At 40.0% G+C, this 18,230-nt stretch carries 20 protein-coding genes; 14 read left to right on the top strand and 6 right to left on the bottom strand.

Annotated elements, in window-relative coordinates; genetic code table 11:
- Positions 1-142: 142 nt before the first annotated feature.
- Positions 143-829 (bottom strand): class I SAM-dependent methyltransferase, encoded by a 687-nt coding sequence (locus M2419_RS03530; RefSeq protein ID WP_159727862.1) that lies wholly within the window; start codon positions 827-829, stop codon positions 143-145.
- A gap of 221 nt (positions 830-1,050) precedes the next feature.
- Entirely contained in the window at positions 1,051-1,755 is a 705-nt protein-coding gene (locus tag M2419_RS03525) for a hypothetical protein (RefSeq protein WP_153846222.1), read from the bottom strand.
- A 134-nt stretch (positions 1,756-1,889) separates the two neighbouring features.
- On the opposite strand from M2419_RS03525, the gene M2419_RS03520 reads away from it, so the two are divergent.
- The 11 genes from M2419_RS03520 to M2419_RS03470 all read left to right on the top strand — a co-directional run bounded on the left by M2419_RS03520 (position 1,890) and on the right by M2419_RS03470 (position 13,053).
- Positions 1,890-2,267: a hypothetical protein gene (locus M2419_RS03520; protein WP_153846221.1), complete on the top strand. Its 378-nt coding sequence runs from the start codon at positions 1,890-1,892 to the stop codon at positions 2,265-2,267.
- An 83-nt stretch (positions 2,268-2,350) separates the two neighbouring features.
- Positions 2,351-3,205, top strand: coding sequence for a FixH family protein (locus M2419_RS03515; RefSeq protein ID WP_153846220.1), 855 nt, complete (start codon positions 2,351-2,353; stop codon positions 3,203-3,205).
- A gap of 42 nt (positions 3,206-3,247) precedes the next feature.
- Entirely contained in the window at positions 3,248-3,739 is a 492-nt protein-coding gene (locus tag M2419_RS03510) for a cytochrome c family protein (RefSeq protein WP_153846219.1), read from the top strand.
- 9 nt (positions 3,740-3,748) lie between these two features.
- A complete protein-coding gene (locus tag M2419_RS03505; RefSeq protein ID WP_153846218.1) occupies positions 3,749-4,135 on the top strand; it encodes a hypothetical protein in 387 nt (128 codons plus the stop codon).
- Positions 4,136-4,175: 40 nt separating this feature from the next.
- Positions 4,176-5,042: a helix-turn-helix domain-containing protein gene (locus M2419_RS03500; protein ID WP_159727860.1), complete on the top strand. Its 867-nt coding sequence runs from the start codon at positions 4,176-4,178 to the stop codon at positions 5,040-5,042.
- Between the two features lie 249 nt (positions 5,043-5,291).
- Positions 5,292-5,858 (top strand): RNA polymerase sigma factor, encoded by a 567-nt coding sequence (locus tag M2419_RS03495; protein ID WP_159727858.1) that lies wholly within the window; start codon positions 5,292-5,294, stop codon positions 5,856-5,858.
- Positions 5,859-6,001: 143 nt separating this feature from the next.
- Positions 6,002-7,207 (top strand): FecR family protein, encoded by a 1,206-nt coding sequence (locus M2419_RS03490; protein ID WP_259254237.1) that lies wholly within the window; start codon positions 6,002-6,004, stop codon positions 7,205-7,207.
- A 178-nt stretch (positions 7,208-7,385) separates the two neighbouring features.
- Positions 7,386-10,115 carry a SusC/RagA family TonB-linked outer membrane protein gene (locus tag M2419_RS03485; RefSeq protein ID WP_259254236.1) on the top strand — a complete coding sequence of 910 codons (2,730 nt, stop codon included), beginning with the start codon at positions 7,386-7,388 and terminating at the stop codon, positions 10,113-10,115.
- A 66-nt stretch (positions 10,116-10,181) separates the two neighbouring features.
- Complete coding sequence (locus M2419_RS03480) at positions 10,182-10,619, top strand: hypothetical protein (RefSeq protein ID WP_259254235.1); 438 nt, start codon at positions 10,182-10,184, stop codon at positions 10,617-10,619.
- A 2-nt stretch (positions 10,620-10,621) separates the two neighbouring features.
- Entirely contained in the window at positions 10,622-12,373 is a 1,752-nt protein-coding gene (locus M2419_RS03475; RefSeq protein ID WP_153846214.1) for a RagB/SusD family nutrient uptake outer membrane protein, read from the top strand.
- Positions 12,374-12,879: 506 nt separating this feature from the next.
- Complete coding sequence (locus tag M2419_RS03470; protein WP_167512259.1) at positions 12,880-13,053, top strand: hypothetical protein; 174 nt, start codon at positions 12,880-12,882, stop codon at positions 13,051-13,053.
- 32 nt (positions 13,054-13,085) lie between these two features.
- On the opposite strand, the gene M2419_RS03465 is transcribed toward M2419_RS03470, so the two are convergent.
- Both M2419_RS03465 and M2419_RS03460 read right to left on the bottom strand, forming a co-directional pair.
- A complete protein-coding gene (locus tag M2419_RS03465) occupies positions 13,086-13,844 on the bottom strand; it encodes a TIGR03915 family putative DNA repair protein (protein ID WP_153846213.1) in 759 nt (252 codons plus the stop codon).
- Positions 13,844-15,097, bottom strand: coding sequence for a putative DNA modification/repair radical SAM protein (locus M2419_RS03460; protein ID WP_259254234.1), 1,254 nt, complete (start codon positions 15,095-15,097; stop codon positions 13,844-13,846). Before M2419_RS03460 ends, M2419_RS03465 begins: the two co-directional genes overlap by 1 nt.
- 182 nt (positions 15,098-15,279) lie before the next feature.
- Here M2419_RS03460 and M2419_RS03455 point away from each other — a divergent pair, with 182 nt between their 5' ends.
- Positions 15,280-15,786 (top strand): pyridoxamine 5'-phosphate oxidase family protein, encoded by a 507-nt coding sequence (locus M2419_RS03455; protein WP_159727850.1) that lies wholly within the window; start codon positions 15,280-15,282, stop codon positions 15,784-15,786.
- Positions 15,787-15,878: 92 nt separating this feature from the next.
- On the opposite strand, the gene M2419_RS03450 is transcribed toward M2419_RS03455, so the two are convergent.
- Together M2419_RS03450 and M2419_RS03445 are read right to left on the bottom strand one after the other, a co-directional pair.
- Positions 15,879-16,031 (bottom strand): lmo0937 family membrane protein, encoded by a 153-nt coding sequence (locus M2419_RS03450; protein WP_112376008.1) that lies wholly within the window; start codon positions 16,029-16,031, stop codon positions 15,879-15,881.
- Between the two features lie 53 nt (positions 16,032-16,084).
- A complete protein-coding gene (locus M2419_RS03445) occupies positions 16,085-16,609 on the bottom strand; it encodes a ClbS/DfsB family four-helix bundle protein (protein WP_310440931.1) in 525 nt (174 codons plus the stop codon).
- 349 nt (positions 16,610-16,958) lie between these two features.
- Between M2419_RS03445 and M2419_RS03440 the strand changes: the two genes are divergently transcribed.
- Together M2419_RS03440 and M2419_RS03435 are read left to right on the top strand one after the other, a co-directional pair.
- Positions 16,959-17,408, top strand: coding sequence for a protein-disulfide reductase DsbD N-terminal domain-containing protein (locus M2419_RS03440; RefSeq protein ID WP_075993535.1), 450 nt, complete (start codon positions 16,959-16,961; stop codon positions 17,406-17,408).
- A gap of 194 nt (positions 17,409-17,602) precedes the next feature.
- Positions 17,603-18,220: a hypothetical protein gene (locus M2419_RS03435; protein ID WP_159727848.1), complete on the top strand. Its 618-nt coding sequence runs from the start codon at positions 17,603-17,605 to the stop codon at positions 18,218-18,220.
- The last annotated feature ends 10 nt before the right edge of the window (positions 18,221-18,230 follow it).

Below are 18,230 nucleotides of genomic sequence, written 5' to 3'. Positions count from 1 at the left end.
GATCTATATCGGGCTTTTTTTTATGAAAATTTAAATGACAAACTTAGTTTATCATGAAAGATCGGTTGGCATGAAAGGTTAGTAAACCGATTGTTTTCCAGCATTTCCAGACGAAAAACAGATCAAAGGTGTTGAACAAATTTTACTTTTTGATAGCCCCTAGCATAAAAAGTCCTTCAGTTTCGAAAGGGAGTTCAAGAATACGATTTTGGGCATCCATATCGACTTCAATAGAACCAAATCCAACTGCTTCCAATAGTTCGACGTCTTTAGCAGGACGTTGATGCGCACTGATGTCCAATGCCGATTTGATGTCATTGATCTGATCGATAGCGCCCGATGGGCATTCATCGTGCCTTTCGGTACTAAAGACCGTTTTCCCAAAATCGGCATCCAGGTTGATCAGTTTTCCGCCCGGCTTAAGTACACGTTCCATCTCGCGGTAGCATGTTTCAAGATCGGGGATGGTCCACGTCATCAACCTAGTGAAGACGAAGTCAAAGGTGTTGGCTTCAAATTGTAGTACTTGCGCATCCATGACCCGATAGTCTACGCGAAGTTCTAGTTCTTGGCTGACGAGTTTTGCATATTCAATCATCTGCGGGGAGAGGTCAACGGCAGTAACTTCAAAACCGGCAAGGGTCATAATGTTGGCAAAATATCCGGTAGCAGTACCAACCTCAAGTACTTTATTGCCCGTAGTCTGGCTACGGATGGACTTGAAAAACGCAAGCCAGCGTTCGGTCTCCGGCCGGGACCAAGCTTCATGCCTTTCCTTGCGCCAGGAACTACTACGGTCATTCCAATATGCTGTTATTCTTTTAATCATCGTAATAATGTTAACGGGTACAAATTTATCCATTTTATCAGCAATAATTGCTGGAATTTATGTCATATCTCCGATCAGCTTATTTTGGATTTTTATTCTGCTTGCCTCAGCTGCGAACATAAATATCATCAAGCCAATGCACCAACGTAGTAATAAATAATAAGCAATACCTGTTGAATATTACACGATGACGTGGGTGATTTTGCCGAGGAAAACAAATTTTAGCTGTTTTTTGATTGTTTCAGTTCATCAATCGTCCGGTTGTATCGATCATAAATGACTTTTTCAGGCTCAAAATTTGGATTAGGTTTCCAATATTCTTCGATCTGAACCGTATTTTCCCTTAAGGTGGTCTTTGAGCTCAGTAGTGTTCCTTTTCCATGGACTTCGTTTATGTCAACAGGGTTGATGGAGGAAAAATGTTTTTCTAGCATTTTCGGGATTTCGCGAAAATTGATGCAATTTTCGTAAATAACGACCTTTTTACTTGTTTTTATCAAGGGTAAAAGGACTTTCGCTATCCATCCTGGCTTTTCTGACGCGATTTGCAATGCCGGTTGTGTCAGATAAAAGCTGAACTGCGCCTGGTCGTCGCTGTGGTAGTTGCTGTAGATAATGGTCTCGATAATTTCCCAGGAGATAAATTGGGTTGTTTTTAGCAAAGGGATTTGATAGGATAGGCCTTTATGATCGGATGTTACACTTTCCTGTTGGGCGATCTGTTGTGTTATGGTTTTCTCGGATACTCGAAATCCAACGGTCATACCGTACAGGATAATACCTGGGAATAGTATGAAAAGTCCAGAAACGACATAAGCTCCCACAACTTTGCTGTTATGAACCATCATCAATATGGTCAAAGCTATTCCGATGCAGATAAACAGCCCAAGTAATAATTTAATGACTAAAAGAGGATTAAACTTCATTTGCTCAAAGCACGTGATTTTTAGCTAAATGTACTAAAACTTCTTGATGTTTTAGAAAACATTTGGGCGTTTTGAAAAGAGGCAGTTCGTTGCTGGTATGTCAATAATTAGTATATTTGCTGCACTAGCGATACATGAAAGCGAAACAATTGATATGGATTCTACTGCCGCTGATGCTCCTGCAGAGCTTCTCGTCGGTATGGCTATGGACTGTTTTTGAATTTAACAGAGATTATATCGCTAAGAATGAGTGTATCAATCGATTCAACGAAAAGGCACTTTCCTGTAGAGGACAATGTATTTTGATGAAGAAAATGCGTGAACATGAGGAGAAGGAACAAAAGAATCTGGAATCTCGTATAATCGACGTTGTATTTATCAATAATCAGCAATGTTTTAACCTTGATATCGCTTTTTTTGAAGAAGCAGCTGCGGAGACCTTACTTCCAGCATATCAGACAAACTATAGCTATAGACCAATCTTTACTATTTTTCATCCACCTTTGGTTTAAGTCATTTTGCTTTTCGTACGGGCTGTCGGCATGTTGACTGATGGCAGGTACTGTCTATTTTCAAAAGATTTAAATCAATACATATGAATTTATATTCCCGTGTAGGGACTGTCGGGGGCGTGATATTACTGCTACTCGCGTTTTCAGTTGCTTTTTCAACTTCATCCTGTACTGCCGATCATTCAAAAAAGAACGGTAAGAATGCTACGGATTTTATCCTGCCTAAGGAGTCCGATCTGGTCCGTGTAGCGGATACGGTTTGGGATTTTACCAATTATACCATATATGCGGATGCCAAACTCAACAATAAATATCATACCATTTATCTGCGTTTAAGAGATACTTCGGGAAATCCGATCAATGACAAATCCCTTGATTTCTATCCAGAAATGAGTATGGGACGTATGAAGCATGGTGGCCCCTTTGAACATCCCGTCGCGCTCGGCGAAGGCTGGTATAGAGGCCCAATGGTTTTTATTATGGCAGATATCCCGCAGATGGGAAAGGGCTGGCAATTACATACGATACGTAGTCACAATCGCATAAAAGATACAGTTGCCATCAAGATTCCGGTTACTGCAGCAGCAACCATGCGAACAATGAGCTCAGGAACTAGAGATGATAGCCGCATATTTATTTCCTGCCTATTGCCTGATAGCGTAAAGCAGGGAAAGCATCCGATCCGATTTTTAATGAATAAAATGGATGGTCATCATTTTCCGGTATTAGATCATTATGTCATTAAACTAAAGACCAATAGGCCTACTACGGAAACGGGGTCTTCGGAAAATTTTGCTGCTGAAAGTACAGGTAATGGTTACTATGAAGGCACGGTTAATTTTTCTATGCCTGGTCGTTGGGAAGTCATTGTCGAACTATGGAAAGAGGGCAAAAAATCAAATCAGGATGATATAAAATATCTGGTGCAGGTCACTTAACACAAACAGAATTTATTTTACCAATATACTTAAACAATAAAAATGAAAAAGAGAATCAACGTAATCCTGGGCTGTTTCGGTTTTGTAGCTATACTGGCGTGTAGCGGAAATGAGGGGACAAAAGCCAAGAAAGAAGATGGTGCCCAGCAACCTTCCGTAGCTGAGCCCGCGGCCATGCTCGATTATAAAACAGAGGGATCCAAAGGTGTAGGAACCATTACCTCCTTTGAACACAAACCCTTTGATGCGCAGCTTGCAAATAGGGGGGTAGAACTATTTGTGTCGAAATGTGCAATGTGCCATAGTTTTGATCGCACATTGGTAGGCCCATCGCTGGACGCTGTCATCAAACGTCGTACCCCGGAGTGGATTATGAACATGATGCTGGATCCGGCAACCATGCTGGAGAAGGATGCCGACGCGAAAGTACTTAGTAAGGAATATGGTTCGCCAATGATTAGTTTGGGCTTGAAGCAGGAAGAGGCACGTGCCATTTTAGAATATTTGCGCGAACGTAATAGCACAACAAAATAGATCGGATCAATGAAGTCTCAGCGCTGTAGATGGTGGTTTTGTATGACAATGGCTTGGGCAATATGTGTGCAGGCAACCAATCTGTTGTGGGCATTTATTGAATTTGAGTGCAATCGCACCTATATCGAGCAAAATCTCTGTGTCAATCGTTTTGAACCGGCAGTGAGCTGTAAAGGCTTCTGTTTCCTTAGCGAAAAAACGGTTGAACAAAAGGATGTGAACAATGTGCTCGCCAAAATGAAGGGGATGGAAATATTGGTCTTTGTGCAGTATGTGAAGGAAATCTTGCTGTGCTCTCCAATAGTACCTGCTGTGAAGACTGTCTATCCGAAAGACTTTGCCTCCGATACCTTCGGAGGTATACTACCTGAAATTTTTAGACCGCCAATCATTTGATTATTCCACAAATATTTTTTTACAGAATAATCATAAAGAAATGGTAATACGAAAAGAGAAACTAGATTTTCTAAAATTAGAAGATATTGATTCCGCTTCGAAGGGAATCGTTATTATGCCTATAGCAGCTTTTTTACAAGCTAAAGCAAATCAAAATACGCTCCATCTAAGATCTTTTTATACCCTTTTGTTTATCAAGAGTGGTGAACTGTCTATGGTAGCGGATCAGAGCGTACAGATTATAGCTGGCCATGATATAATCAGCATAAATTCAAATTGTGTGTGTAGTTTTCAGGCAGGTTCGTCTGTAGAAGGATACAGTGTCTTATTTACAGAATCTTTTTTCATGGAAAGGCAGAACACTGCCGTAAGAAACTTCTTTCATTTTTTAAGGAGTAGATGTAAGCACGCTTTTGTGCTCTCAAAAGAAGATATGATCAGTTGTCTACATATAGTAAGTTTGATGGAAACAGCTTATAATCCAGTCAAGTTGAGTGCTCACGGTGTATTGAGCCGCTACTTAACCATGCTGCTCCAGATTTTGGGACGGCAAATCGTGGTCGATCATGTGGCTGTAAAGCAGGAGGAAGATGACGATAAAATCCGAAGTTTCGAATCTTTGGTTGATAGTCATTATGCGCAGCAGCGTTATCCGTCATTTTATGCAGCGCAATTGAATATATCGATCAACTATCTTAATCGGATTTGTCGAAAAAAAAGATCGACGAGCTGCGGTACTATTATCCGTGGACGCATACTATTGGAGGCCGAGCGACTGCTTTATCATACTTTTAAAACTGTAAAAGAAATTGCCTTTGAACTTGGTTTTGAAAATGTACCATATTTCAGTACATTTTTTAAAGCAAATAAAGGAATGAGTCCTGAGGAGTTTAGGAAAAATTGTTGATGTAAATATGACTAAAAGCCTTTTTCATGTAGTTGAAAAAGGCTTTATTTTTCCATTGTAGCATCTTCCTGGATCTTCACAAAAAGAATAAAAGTGTATTTTCCATTTCCTTTTTATATTTTAGTAGTAAGATTCAACCAATTATCTTCTATTACCAAAAAGTATTGAGATAAATTTATGTTCGCTTAACAGTAAAGTTAAATGGACATCGTTTATTTATCCATATTTTTTTACGATAAGAAACAACCGATGAGTTTAAAGGAAATGCCTATTGAAATAAATACGTTCACTCTTTTCCAGCAAGGAAATGAGCAGGCTTTTCGACGTGTGTTTGAAAAATATCAGCCACAGATTTTTTCACGCGCATTATATTTCTCAGGTCAGTTGGAAGAGGCAGAAGAAATTACACAGGAAGCCTTTGTGCAGTTACATCGTTATCGTGAAAAAATAAACACTCCGGAATCAATTTATCCCTTTTTATATCGCGTTGCCAAACGTATGGCTATTTCTGGATTTAGGCGAAAGGTATTGCGTGATCAATATGAACTCGATCAACATGCGGATTGGGAAGAAGCTGGACAGGCATTGGCACAACAACTGGACTACCGTGAGCTTCAACAAGAATTGGAAAAAATCATCGGAGAACTTCCTGAACAGCAGCAGCGTATCTATCGTCTTAATAAGCTGGAAGATCATAGTTATCAAGATATTGCCGAACAGGTGGGGCTATCCAAAAATACGGTGCGCAATCATCTGGCCCTGGCAAGTAAATTTGTCCGTCTTCGTCTGGACAAGATTTTTCTGTTTTTTTTGTAGCATAAAGCATCTTTAACGTAAGTAATAGTAACCTGGACAGCCAAGGGTTGATGCCGCTTTTATTATTTTTTAAATACTTTACAATTCCATTGGTACATCTTTCTTTTTCGTTCGATTAGTTAGTATAGAAGAGCAAAGAAAGCATGAATGAAAATAAGGAGTACAACGAACTGATCAAAAAATATAGAAGAGGTTCTTGTAATGCGGCGGAGATCAAACGGATTCGGGAGTTGGTAAATGACCCTAAGTTTATTGCTGCTTTGGAAGAGCAGTGGGAAAAGGGAGAGCATGTTGTCGAGGAGACAGCTATCGACAAAGAGCGACAATTTCAGCACATTTTATCCCGTATAAGGGCGGATAGGAAAATTGGAGCTATTCCCACCGTGGATAGCGTCGTAGAGCCAAGGCGTTTGTGGCTTAAAGTGGCAGCTTCTGTTATTTTAGGCGCTTTTGTAGCTTCACTATATTTTTATTTGCAGCAACCCTCTATACAGACTGTCGAAAGAAGATTGGCCAGCCAAGATTCGGCCGTGGTACCGGGAAGGCAGACAGCTCAGATCCTATTTGATGATGGAACCGCTGTCGATCTTGAGAAAATCATTGGAGATACTACCATCGTGCGCACATCGTTTACTGTTCGTAAAACCAAAGACGGAAAAATTACCTACCATTTCCCGCAGGGGCAAGCTGAAAATAAATTGGTGTATAATACGATTGTGACACCTAAAGGCGGTGAGTACAAATTGGTGCTTCCCGATGGTACACAGGTGTGGCTCAATGCTATGACGAAAATTCGCTACCCCATCAATTTTCGGGCGCAGATTCGGGAGGTTGATCTGGAAGGTGAAGCTTACTTTGAGGTCACAAAGGTCATGAATGGAGGCAAACGCGTTCCTTTTATAGTGAAAACGGGTGGGCAGTCGTTGGAGGTGCTAGGGACAGCTTTTAATATCTCCAGTTATAATCAGCAGGTAGTCACTACACTTACTGAAGGAAAAGTGAAATTGACCTATGCGGGAGCCCAAGTTGGCGAGAAGTTCCTGATACCCAATGAACAGTCACGATACGATATCAAGAAAGCTGTATTTACCAAAGCTGTGGTTGATCCTTTTTACTTCATGGCATGGAAAAATGGAAATTTTGCCTTTGACAATGCTTCGATCTATGAGGTGATGGAGGCAATTAGCCGCTGGTATGACGTCGAAATCCGCTATCATGGTAATTTGGAAAAAGTTCGTTTTTCGGGTTCTATATCCCGATATGAAAATATCGATAAACTGTTGAAAACAATCGCTCTAGCCGGGGGTGTCCGCTTTGAGCGGAAGGAAAGGAGGGTAGAGGTGATGTAACAGGAAAAAAACAGGAGTGTTGGAAGCACTCCTGTCTAATTGATGGATTTTGGATAAATCCTAGATTGATAGATCAAGTCGCTTATTATTAATTTATCAACCAATGCAAATTTATAAAAAAAATCGGGCTCGCGTTTTCCCGATGAAGGAAAACGTATGCTTTAAAATTCCAATTTCAATGAAATTGTCTATTGCTTTGCCGCTCTTATTTGCCGCAAATATGCATGTCGGAGCGATGACTTACGCGCAAAAGGTAAGTTTATCCATGAAAAATGCCAAACTATCTACCGTTCTCAAAGACCTACAAAAGAAAAGTGGTGTTAATATTTTCTTTAACGAGTCCATCTTTTCGGAAGATAGGCTTGTCAATGTAAATTATAGAAATGTACCATTTAACGATGTATTGGAAGACATCTGTAAGCGATACAAGATCGATTACAAGCGTGTAGATAATAATATTGTATTGAATCGCACCGCGGTTGCCTTGTCGAAAACAGAAGACATTCGGATGAATATTCAGAAACGGCAGATCACAGGGATAGTCAAATCGGTAGACGGTAAGGGTCTTGCTGCTGTAACGGTAACAGAAAAAGGAATGGGCAATAAGACCAGTACCCAAGCGGATGGGAGCTTCCGAATTGAGGTACAAAGCCAAAATCCTGTTCTTCAGTTTACGATCGTAGGTTACCAGGCTAAAGATGTCGCTGTCAATAATAACAATGTATTGACTGTTCAATTGGATACGGTGATCAATGCAATGGATGAGGTTGTCGTTGTGGGATATGGAAAGCAGACGAAGCAGGATCTAACAGGTTCTGTCAATCAGTTGGATGAAAAGAGTTTCAGACAGGGAGCGGTCATCTCGGCCGATAATCTAATTCAAGGTAAAGTTCCCGGCGTGCGTGTAGTAGGGAACAGCGGCGAGCCAGGCGGTGGCGTGGATGTAACGATTAGAGGGGTAGGTTCTATCCGCAGTGGCAGTACACCGCTATTTGTTGTTGATGGAGTACCCTTGAGCAATGAAAATGTGAGTCCTGGTGGTCAGGATATCGGTTTTGGTTCAAGTAGACCTAAAAATCCACTGAATTTTCTGAATACAAGCGATATCGAATCCATTACGGTACTTAAAGATGCTTCAGCAGCGGCAATTTACGGGGCGAGAGGTTCTAACGGCGTGGTGATTATTACGACAAAAAAAGGCAAGAAGGGGGAGGCCAATCTAACGGCTGATTCGTATCTGGGATTTTCTTCGGTGGCTCATAAAGTAGATGTGATGTCTGCCGAACAATACCGCAGTGCAATAAAAGATAAGGCTTTTGATCACGGTAGTAACACCGATTGGCAGGATGTGGTCTATCGTACGGCAAAAACAAGGAACAATTCCCTCTCCTTTTCAAAAGCAAGTAGTACAGGTAATTATTATGTGTCTGCCGCACAAATGGACCAGCAGGGGATTGTACAGAATAGTGATTTTAGACGAACTTCTGCTCGTGTTAATGCTTCCGAATCTTTTTTGGATGATAAAAGGCTTACGGTTGGATTTAACCTTACGGCTAGTGAAACCAAAGATATTGGTGTGCCGACAAGTGACAATACGGGGGCATTTGGCCAATTGATTACACATACCTTGATGGCAAATCCTACCCGTTCGGTATTTGATGACAAAGGGAATTTTACAAATTTTAATATGAATGCGCATTACAACCCGATGTATCTGTTGGATATCTATCGGGATAATACGCGGACACTGCGTGCATTAGGTAATTTGGATATTTCTTTTCGCATTATCGATGGGCTGGTATACAAGTTCAATTTGGGAATTGACCGCGCCATGGGTGAACGGAATACCACTATTTTTCCCAATATTACCGACCTCAATCCACGAGGAAGATTCATGAAATATAATCAGAATTCGAAAAATACTCTGCTCGAGCATTACCTGAATTATAGTAAACTGATCGATAAACATAAAATTGAAGCTTTAGCGGGATTTTCCTATCAGAAATTTGATAATGGAGGAAATGGTTATACCATTGATGGTATCGCAAATAAGGGGGAAGGTGTACTTCCTGAAAATAATCCGGGCTACGCTGGGCGTCCAACAACAGCGACAGGTTTTTCTCAGGTGAATGAACTGCAGTCCTATTTTACACGTGTAAACTATAGTTATGACAATCGTTACCTGTTGACAGCTTCCTTGCGTGCCGATGGATCGACCCGGTTCGGAAAGAATAACAAATATGGCTATTTTCCTTCATTTGCCTTGGGCTGGAATATCGCGAAGGAAAACTTTCTGAAAGAGACCAATTGGCTAAATGACTTGAAATTCAGGGCCAGTTGGGGGAATACGGGTAATCAAGAAGTGCAGAATAAGATCACCAAAGCGAGCTATTCTTTGGCAGCTGGCAATGGCTATTACATGAATGACGACCTTGCACTGGTCAACGGCGTATCTGTCAATCGTACACCCAATCCAAATTTAAAATGGGAGGTTGTCACGCAAACAAACTTCGGTGTTGATTTTGATTTGTGGAAAGGTAAATTGTACGGAACATTGGAATACTACAATAAAACCACCACAGATGCAATATTAAATATCCCTTCGCAGGTATTGAGTCCTACGGCCGATATTTGGGTCAATATCGATGGTAAATTGGTGAATAAAGGATTTGAGTTTTTACTCGGATCAAAGTTGATCAATAAGGAAGGATTTAGCTGGACAGTGGATGTCAATGGCGCTACACTGCAAAATAAGATCCAAGATTTGCCAGTATCCGAAATTCTTTCTGGCGCTATTGCAGGACCGGGGCAATCTGGTGTGAACGTCAATATTTATAAGAGCGGATATGCTGCCGGCTCCTTTTATTTATGGGATTATGAAGGAGTAGATGATAAAGGTAATTACTAATATAGTGACCAGCGTCGAATTATCGAAGGGGCTTTACCTAAATTTACCTACGGTCTGAACAGCCAAATGTACTATAAGGCATTTGATTTTTCTTTTTCATTTATTGGACAGTTGGGCGGTTATAATTTTAATAATATGGCGATGAATGCCTTGAATATTAATAATCTGGCATCGGATAGAAACGTGTCCAATAGGTATTATGCGCCCAATATCAGTCCTTCCAATAACCCGCAGATTTCAACGCTTTACCTCGAAAAGTCTGATTTTATTCGTCTTAATTCTGTTCGTTTAGGCTATACGATACCTTTGGTCAGCAAGAGATGGGTTCAATCCGTTGGATTGTACGTAACGGGACAGAACCTATGGACGGTAACAAAATATTCGGGATATGATCCGTTAATCAACAGCCCGCGTGTAAGTAACGGCAACCAGTCACTGGGGGTTGATTATACGGCCTATCCTTCGGCGAAGACATTTTTATTTGGTGCAACGATTAAATTTTAGTGATGAAAAAGATTTTTTTTAATAAATATATCCTCTGCCTATCCTTTATGTTGCTTTTAGGTAGTTGTACAAAGTTGGATGAACAGGTACTCGATGAGGTTCTTGGTGACGATGCTTCAAATCCCGAAGGCGCATTGGCCGCGGCTTATGATCGTCTGGGAAAAGGAACTTTTGTTGATCATGGTGGTGTTTTTGCCCTCCAGCAATATACCACTGATGAAGCTATTTTGGCAACCCGTGGAAGCGATTGGGGGGATGGCGGTAAATGGCGTTCGATGCATGAATTTACCTGGACACCAGATAATGCCATTGTCACGGACAATTGGAATATGTTAACCAATGGAATCACACGAGCAATGACGGCGGTTAAAGCTGTGACTGAGTCAAATATCCCACAAAAAAAGCTCTTTCTTGCAGAATCCAAAGGACTACTGGCATTCTATATGTATACGGTTCTGGATTTGTATGGTCAGGTTCCTTATAGAGACCCTTTGAATGAACGGGCACCTTTGGAAATAAAAAAGGCGGCCTCCACTATTGATGAACTGATTGTAGAAGTCGAGAGCTTACTTCCTGATTTGGCTTCATTGGGCGATCAATCCACCCACAATGGTCGATTTACCAAAGAAGCAGCCTACGGTTTATTAACACAGATGTATCTCAATCGCGCTGTTTTTAAAAACAGGATGGCAAATACCTATGAATTTACCGAGAAAGCTGCTTCTGGTGATGGAACAGATATGGATAGGGTCATCTATTATTCTTCACTGCTGATCAATTCTTCAAAATTCCGTTTGGAAAGCAACTATTTTAATAGCTTTTCCATTAAAAATGAGAAAGGCCCAGAGCTAATCTGGGTAATTACACAGAAAATCGATAAGATCAGAAATGGATCCAATTCTTTTGCTTATGTCTGCGTCGAACGTAACCAGCGACCTACTCCGGTAAATCGTGGTACCAATGCAGCCTGTATCACACCTGAATTTTATGCGACGTGGAATGGAAATCATGATGATCCACGTTTCTCAAGAAAGTATCAATATGGCGACGGTACTTGGTTTTATAATGATCGGGAGCAAAGTGTTCCATCGACAGATATTGTACCGGGGACAAATCTGATGTGGTTTCATTTTAACCGCGGTATTATTGAAGGCCAACAGTATGGACCAAAGCTGACTGCAAATGGGGCTTTTGAAATGACCGCAGACGGACGTATTAAGGTATCGCAATTGTCTATGGAGAAAAGCGCTGGTACAAAGATGGTATTTACTCCAGAACTCAATTTTGACGATCCCAAACAGGCTGTCTTTAAGCAAGATCAAATCAATCGTGGTGTTCGGGTTTTTAAATATGAATACGATCCCGGAGACGGCAATGGCTCAAGTAATGTCGATATTCCATTGGTGCGCCTTGGTGCAATTTACACAATGCGTGCCGAAGCTTATTTCAGAAAAGGAGAAGTGAATTTGGCGCTCAATGATATTAATAAATTACGTTCATCACGCACGAGGGAGTCACTCTATGGAAGTGAACCTGGGAAGACAATTTCCTCTTTAAATGCGGGCGATCTTTACCGTGAAATTGCTTTTGAAACGTACTGGGAGCTGCTTCGCCGCCCACAAATGATACGTTTCGGAAAGTATGATCTGCCTTATAGTGCCAAACCGGCAACACAACCGTTCAGGCGTTTGTTTCCGATTCCACAAAGTGTCATGGATGTGACGAAGGATTTTAAACAGAACGAAGGTTATTAAAAACGGGGTCCTTAATAAAATACTCCCCTATTCCTTAATAGGGGAGTATCAAATACTATTGAGACCGCTGGATTTCCTTTGTGTATCTTGGTGAACCAACCTTATTTTTTCTTTTCCGATTTTTCCTTACCATCAACAGGTAAATCCAATATAGCCATTAATAATAGATAATAACCTTTTTCCAATCCTATTTTTTGTGCTTTTTGGTGTATAGTGTCCATATCTTTAGTTAATTATTGTTTAAATTCTATTTTGCTATTTGGGTAAACAGAATCAAATGCTGTACCCAAAAGCTTCCCTTGGTCCGTTAACCGTATTTTTAGGGTGTAAATAACGTAGCGCATTCACTTTATGACAAAAAAATACGGACTACTCAAGTATTTAATGCAGTGAACGTATCGGACGTATCCGCAGTGAGATGTAAAAAGTACATGAACGTCATTGCTGTAAAACATTTTCAAGGCCAGTATTGTCATACTTCCAATTAATAATTAAAACAGGTATTTATGAAAAAGATAATTCCATTTGCGCTCATGTCGAGTTTATTGGTGCTCGTGTCGAGCTGTGCAGCAATTGAAGGTATATTTAAAGCTGGTGTGTGGTCGGGCATCCTATTGGTTGTTGTCGTCGTCGCTATTGTCATTTGGTTGGTGAGCAAGCTGTTTGGCGGATCAAAATAATGATATGAATAGGATTTTCGCTAATTCGGGACTTATTGTTTTTCGACGAGATATTTCCAGTAACGTTTGGGAACATGTCTTAAGTGAAGCTTCAGGTTTTTGCGTGATTCAATAGAGGTACTCTTAAAATAAGTCTTCCAGAGATGCTGATAATCTTTTTCTTGAGGGTCGAGATCCACTTCTAGCTGATATGGATCTTGAACCTCATGTGTATTGTTGTTGGATACCTCCAAGATATTTTTGCCATCATAATGGAAGCCATAGTTTCGCCGTATATCATAAATTAACCAGCACTGGTCGGCGAATCGATTTTTAAAGAAGTCTACAACCAGAGGAATCACATTGAAATCGGGTTCAACGATGGCTGTGTAGAGATTATCGTTAGACTTGACAAATCGGATAAAAGCTTTCATGCGGTGTCGTTCGCGGCTGATCTTTTTGATCGTCTGATGGATACGGAGTATAGGTGGGTATCCATAATTGCGTATATCCAATTTTCCCCTTCGAAAAAGTTCAACGATCAGTCGAAATCCATTGAGCCATTCCGATTGATTATCGGACAAAAAGTTAAGATAAAAAATTTTTGTTTCTTGTGCTCCGAGTATCTTTTCCATTCCCACTAAAATGCGCATGGCTTTTTTTACATCAGTATGAACCTGTCGCTTCTCCGAAAAAATATTAATTTCCATGGACTTTTCTGTTGTAGGAATGCTATCAAATTCTTTCCGTTCAAAGGCCTCAAATACACAACAGAGGTATCCGGAATAACTTCCGTCAAAAATATAGTCCATTAGAAAAGTGTTAGCTGGGTATTGGAAGCCGTGACCTGTGCACGGGGATTAGTTTCAAGAATAGACTTTCTGATGTTTTCGGGATAGTGGAAGCCTCCAGCGATGAGTGTATCCTGGCAAACCATAAAATATTTGGCACGATTATAGGCAATTCCTATTTTTCGAAGTTGATATTCCTTTAATTTCCCATATTTGCGCGACTGCACAATTTTGTTTGCGGATTGCCTGCCAATACCGGGGATTCGGATAATCCACTCATACGTAGCGCTGTTGATGTCGATGGGAAAGAATTGTGGGTTGCGTAGCGCCCAAGCAAGCTTAGGGTCTATTTCTAGATCGAGATGTTGATGCGTGCTGTTGAGTATTTCATGAAGCGAAAAACCATAAAACCGAAGTAGCCAATCTGTCTGATAAAGTCTGTTTTCACGTACAAGAGGTGGTGATGTCCCAATTTGGGGAAGGTTGGAATCGGTCGCGTTGATGGGAATATAACCCGAATAATAAACCCGTTTGAGATTGTAATCTTTATAGAATGTATTGGCGGTCTGCATAATCTGTAGGTCGCTCTCTGGAGTTGCTCCAATAACCAGCTGTGTACTTTGGCCTGCTGGTACAAACAAGGGTGTTTTCTTGTCTTTTTTTCTATCCTGCCGAAGGTTTAGGATTTCATTTTTAATAATCGCTAGAGGCTCGCGAACGGATTGATGATCCTTTTCGGGAGCAACTAGCTTGAGTCCCTCCTCAGTGGGAATTTCGAGGTTCACACTCATCCGGTCAACATATAGGCCTGCTTCTTTTAATAACGATTCACTCGCACCCGGAATGGCCTTGAGATGGATATAACCATGAAACCGTTCTTCCGTCCGAAGTTTCTTGACGACCAACATTAAGCGTTCCATGGTGTAGTCGGCAGATTTGAAAATACCCGAACTTAAAAAAAGACCCTCAATATAATTACGACGGTAGAAGTTCATGGTCAATTCGACAACTTCCTTCACCGAAAATGCTGCCCGTTGTACGTCATTGCTTCGTCGGCTCACACAAAATGAACAGTCGTAGATGCAATAATTAGTCATTAAAATTTTTAGCAGGGAGACGCAGCGACCATCTTCGGTGTAGGTATGACAAATGCCACTAGTCGATGAATCACCTATACCACCACTATTTTTTCGTTTACTTCCGCTTGAGCTGCAACTTACGTCATATTTAGCGGCATCAGCTAATATTTGCAATTTATCATCAAAACCAAACATGATTTATTCTCTAATATTTTGACGTAAAATTACTAATATTATTAGTATTAAAAATACGTAAAATTACTTGATTTGCCTTTTTTTATTCGTACTTTTCCCCTTTCACTGCTGAAGATAGCCTGAATTTGCTAAAAAAATAAACGATTTTCTACAGGATACTGTTCCTTAATAAACGACATATTATGGCAGAGAATAATTTAAATAACAAAGAAGCTTTAGATAAGCTTAAAGCAATTGTAGATCAAATCGATGTGGGAACAGTGTGTTCATTCCCAGCTGAATCGGAGTATCCACATGGGGTTCCAATGAGTAGACAAGAAGTAGACGAAGATGGAGATATTTGGTTTATTTGTTCTGCTGAGAGCGATACCTTTAAGAATATCGCACAGAACCCAAAGGCTTCCTTATTTTATGCGGACCCAAAACACTACACCTTTCTAAGTATAAATGGTAAAGCGAGTCTTTCGCGAGATCAGGAAAGGATAAATCGTTACTGGAACAAAATGATGGAAGGATGGTTTGAGAAAGGTAAGGAGGATCCTAATATCCGATTGTTGCGTGTTACGCCTAAAGATGCTCATTATTGGGATTCAGACTCCAATATGATTGTCAACCTGTTTAAGATGCTAAAAGTTAGACTAACAGGTGAAACGGAAGATATAGGTAAAGAAGGAGATCTGAATATTTAAGTTCGTTAGCTAAAGAATTTACAGCAAATAAAAGCTCCTCAGCGTTAAAAATGAGGAGCTTTTTATCGTAATCAATAAACTGCTTACAGTCTTCACGCGTTTCCTTTAATTACACGCAGAAGCACTGCAATGATAGCGATAACCAAAAGAATATGAATTAGCCCTCCGCCAACAAATCCGCCAAAAAAACTGATTGCCCATATCAGGACCAAAATAACAGCGATAGTATATAATAGATTTCCCATAGTAATGATTATATGTGTTTATTGAATAACAATATTTATCCAGCGATGGTTTACTATTTTTTCTCTTTTTTCCACTTGCGGATTCTCCCGACTGCATTTTGATAAGGTGAAGCGGTGTTAAATTGAATCATTCTGCCTAAGGTCCATTTTCCATACCAGGTTACACCATACAGCTGCATGTTTGTTTTTTGCTCAAGGAGTTCCACAATTGTTAAAACAGTTTGATCTAGTTTTGCGCACAAAGTCGTAAAATCGAGGTCGGAATAATCCTGATAAAATTTTTGAGCCAGTTTGCCTAGTTCATTCCATTTAAAACCAGTCTCCGGAAAATCAACCTCTTTGTCATCTTCACTTTTCTTATTCCATTTGAGAACCAGCTCACCCCAGCCAATTAAATAGGAAATTAGATTATTTATACTCATTACTGTTCCTTTAGCATGACCCTGGAGTATAAGAAGATTAGTTTGATCGACTGGAATATCGGAAAGTTCACAGACAAGCTTGCTGTAATTTGTACGTATAGCTTGAAGGAGTTCGTCTTTTGTGGTTGGTATAGCCATGGCATAAATGTGAATCATGCATAAGATACAGATTATTATGTAAAATTGATTAGCTCGGGATGGAGTCGTAGAGCAGAACGCGTTCACAAGCTCGCAACAGACAATGTTTGACAATTCCCTTTGTTTTAGTCTGATAGCCTTTTTTGGATATATTACTGGAATTGAAAAAACTGAGCCTCTAAAAGTGTAAAAAATATGGTTTAATTATTATTTTTTGATAAAATTTATTGTTTTATTGTGATCATGTTGTGTTTTATTCTGTTTATAGCGAATATTGTTGTAAGCATTTAAGTGGTGTTTTTTACAGAAAAAATACTGTATGAAATGTGCTGCCGATGAAATAATAAACTGAAAAATTGATACAAACATGAAAAAGATTTTATTGTTAGTGACCGTGGTTATGTTCGCCGTTTCGGGCGCATTCGCTCAGATCCATAAACCTGTAAAATGGACTGTGGCCAGCAAAAAATTGAACAACAAGGAAGCTATGGTTTACGTGAAGGCTACCATTCAAGATGGTTGGCACATTTACTCTCAAAATGTAAAAGACGGAGGACCAATTCCAACATCTTTCAATTTCAGTAAAGCCGCTGATTATGCGTTGGTAGGTAAGACTGCTGAACCAAAACCAAAGATTAAACACGAAGAGGTTTTCAAAATGGATGTAGGATACTTTACAAATGAAGTGATCTTTCAGCAAAAAGTTTCGCTCAACAAAGGAACTGCAACAGTAAAAGGTACAGTGGAATGGCAAGCTTGTGACGCTTCACAATGTCTTCCTCCCGATGAATATGCTTTTGCTGTAACGATCAAATAATGTCATAAATAACAGCAATTAACCATCTAAAGCGATTTGGTGCTTGGGATAATTGATAGAAAAAGGAAAATTTAAGGATAAAGGCGAGGTATGATTACCTGGCCTTTTTTGTTTAAAGGCCCTTTGGTATAAAAAATAGCCCCTTTGGTATAATATGTTAAATCTATTTTTTACGGAATTTTAGTTTTGTTTAAATGGATTACACAAACTTACTTCAGCAGGCAGATCTTTTTTTAGTGCAGAGTTACCGCGAGAACCACAATCCACAACTGTGTTTTCACACGATTGATAGGGTTCGTGATATTGTAAATGCGGTAGTTATCCTGAGTGAAAAGTATAGCTTGACGGTCGAAGATAAATTCGTCGTAAATTGTGCCGCTTATTTTCAGGATATAGGTTATCTATTTGAAGGGGTAAAAGGAACCCGTCAGAGGAGCGCATCTGCAGCAAGGTGTTTTTTACAGGAACATTTGGTTGCAGAGTCCGTAATCAAAAAAGTTGAAATGTGCATTTTTGCAACAAGGCCCTCGAAAAAGCCAGAAAATCTGCTGGAGGAAATAGTTGTGGATGCGGTCTCATTTCATTTGGGGAGTAAAAGTTTTGTTGACCTTAATCAAAGGATGTATCTGGAGGTAAATTATAGGAAAAATCAGGTGGTCGATGAGCGCATCTGGTATGCTCTTACCCTAGTCTTCTTGCGAAATCATGCTTACTTTACACTGGAAGCCCGAATATTGAAGGAAAGTATAAAGAAAAATAATATAGCCTATTTTGTGAAGTTGCAAATTACAGGAAAACAGTTATTGGTCTAATGTAATGGTG

Origin of the sequence: Sphingobacterium sp. BIGb0116 (assembly GCF_024808035.1) — a bacterium.
Taxonomy (GTDB): Bacteria; Bacteroidota; Bacteroidia; order Sphingobacteriales; family Sphingobacteriaceae; genus Sphingobacterium; species Sphingobacterium paramultivorum.
The sequence above is the reverse complement of the archived record's forward strand: the minus strand, read 5'-3'. Positions and strand labels throughout refer to the sequence as shown.

Excerpts from the sequence above, each read along its gene's own strand:
- M2419_RS03530 (WP_159727862.1), bottom strand. The coding sequence starts at position 829 with ATGATTAAAAGAATAACAGCATATTGGAATGACCGTAGTAGTTCCTGG.
- M2419_RS03525 (WP_153846222.1), bottom strand. The coding sequence starts at position 1,755 with ATGAAGTTTAATCCTCTTTTAGTCATTAAATTATTACTTGGGCTGTTT.
- M2419_RS03520 (WP_153846221.1), top strand. The coding sequence starts at position 1,890 with ATGAAAGCGAAACAATTGATATGGATTCTACTGCCGCTGATGCTCCTG.
- M2419_RS03515 (WP_153846220.1), top strand. The coding sequence starts at position 2,351 with ATGAATTTATATTCCCGTGTAGGGACTGTCGGGGGCGTGATATTACTG.
- M2419_RS03510 (WP_153846219.1), top strand. The coding sequence starts at position 3,248 with ATGAAAAAGAGAATCAACGTAATCCTGGGCTGTTTCGGTTTTGTAGCT.
- M2419_RS03505 (WP_153846218.1), top strand. The coding sequence starts at position 3,749 with ATGAAGTCTCAGCGCTGTAGATGGTGGTTTTGTATGACAATGGCTTGG.
- M2419_RS03500 (WP_159727860.1), top strand. The coding sequence starts at position 4,176 with ATGGTAATACGAAAAGAGAAACTAGATTTTCTAAAATTAGAAGATATT.
- M2419_RS03495 (WP_159727858.1), top strand. The coding sequence starts at position 5,292 with ATGAGTTTAAAGGAAATGCCTATTGAAATAAATACGTTCACTCTTTTC.
- M2419_RS03490 (WP_259254237.1), top strand. The coding sequence starts at position 6,002 with ATGAATGAAAATAAGGAGTACAACGAACTGATCAAAAAATATAGAAGA.
- M2419_RS03485 (WP_259254236.1), top strand. The coding sequence starts at position 7,386 with ATGAAATTGTCTATTGCTTTGCCGCTCTTATTTGCCGCAAATATGCAT.
- M2419_RS03480 (WP_259254235.1), top strand. The coding sequence starts at position 10,182 with ATGTACTATAAGGCATTTGATTTTTCTTTTTCATTTATTGGACAGTTG.
- M2419_RS03475 (WP_153846214.1), top strand. The coding sequence starts at position 10,622 with ATGAAAAAGATTTTTTTTAATAAATATATCCTCTGCCTATCCTTTATG.
- M2419_RS03470 (WP_167512259.1), top strand. The coding sequence starts at position 12,880 with ATGAAAAAGATAATTCCATTTGCGCTCATGTCGAGTTTATTGGTGCTC.
- M2419_RS03465 (WP_153846213.1), bottom strand. The coding sequence starts at position 13,844 with ATGGACTATATTTTTGACGGAAGTTATTCCGGATACCTCTGTTGTGTA.
- M2419_RS03460 (WP_259254234.1), bottom strand. The coding sequence starts at position 15,097 with ATGTTTGGTTTTGATGATAAATTGCAAATATTAGCTGATGCCGCTAAA.
- M2419_RS03455 (WP_159727850.1), top strand. The coding sequence starts at position 15,280 with ATGGCAGAGAATAATTTAAATAACAAAGAAGCTTTAGATAAGCTTAAA.
- M2419_RS03450 (WP_112376008.1), bottom strand. The coding sequence starts at position 16,031 with ATGGGAAATCTATTATATACTATCGCTGTTATTTTGGTCCTGATATGG.
- M2419_RS03445 (WP_310440931.1), bottom strand. The coding sequence starts at position 16,609 with ATGATTCACATTTATGCCATGGCTATACCAACCACAAAAGACGAACTC.
- M2419_RS03440 (WP_075993535.1), top strand. The coding sequence starts at position 16,959 with ATGAAAAAGATTTTATTGTTAGTGACCGTGGTTATGTTCGCCGTTTCG.
- M2419_RS03435 (WP_159727848.1), top strand. The coding sequence starts at position 17,603 with ATGGATTACACAAACTTACTTCAGCAGGCAGATCTTTTTTTAGTGCAG.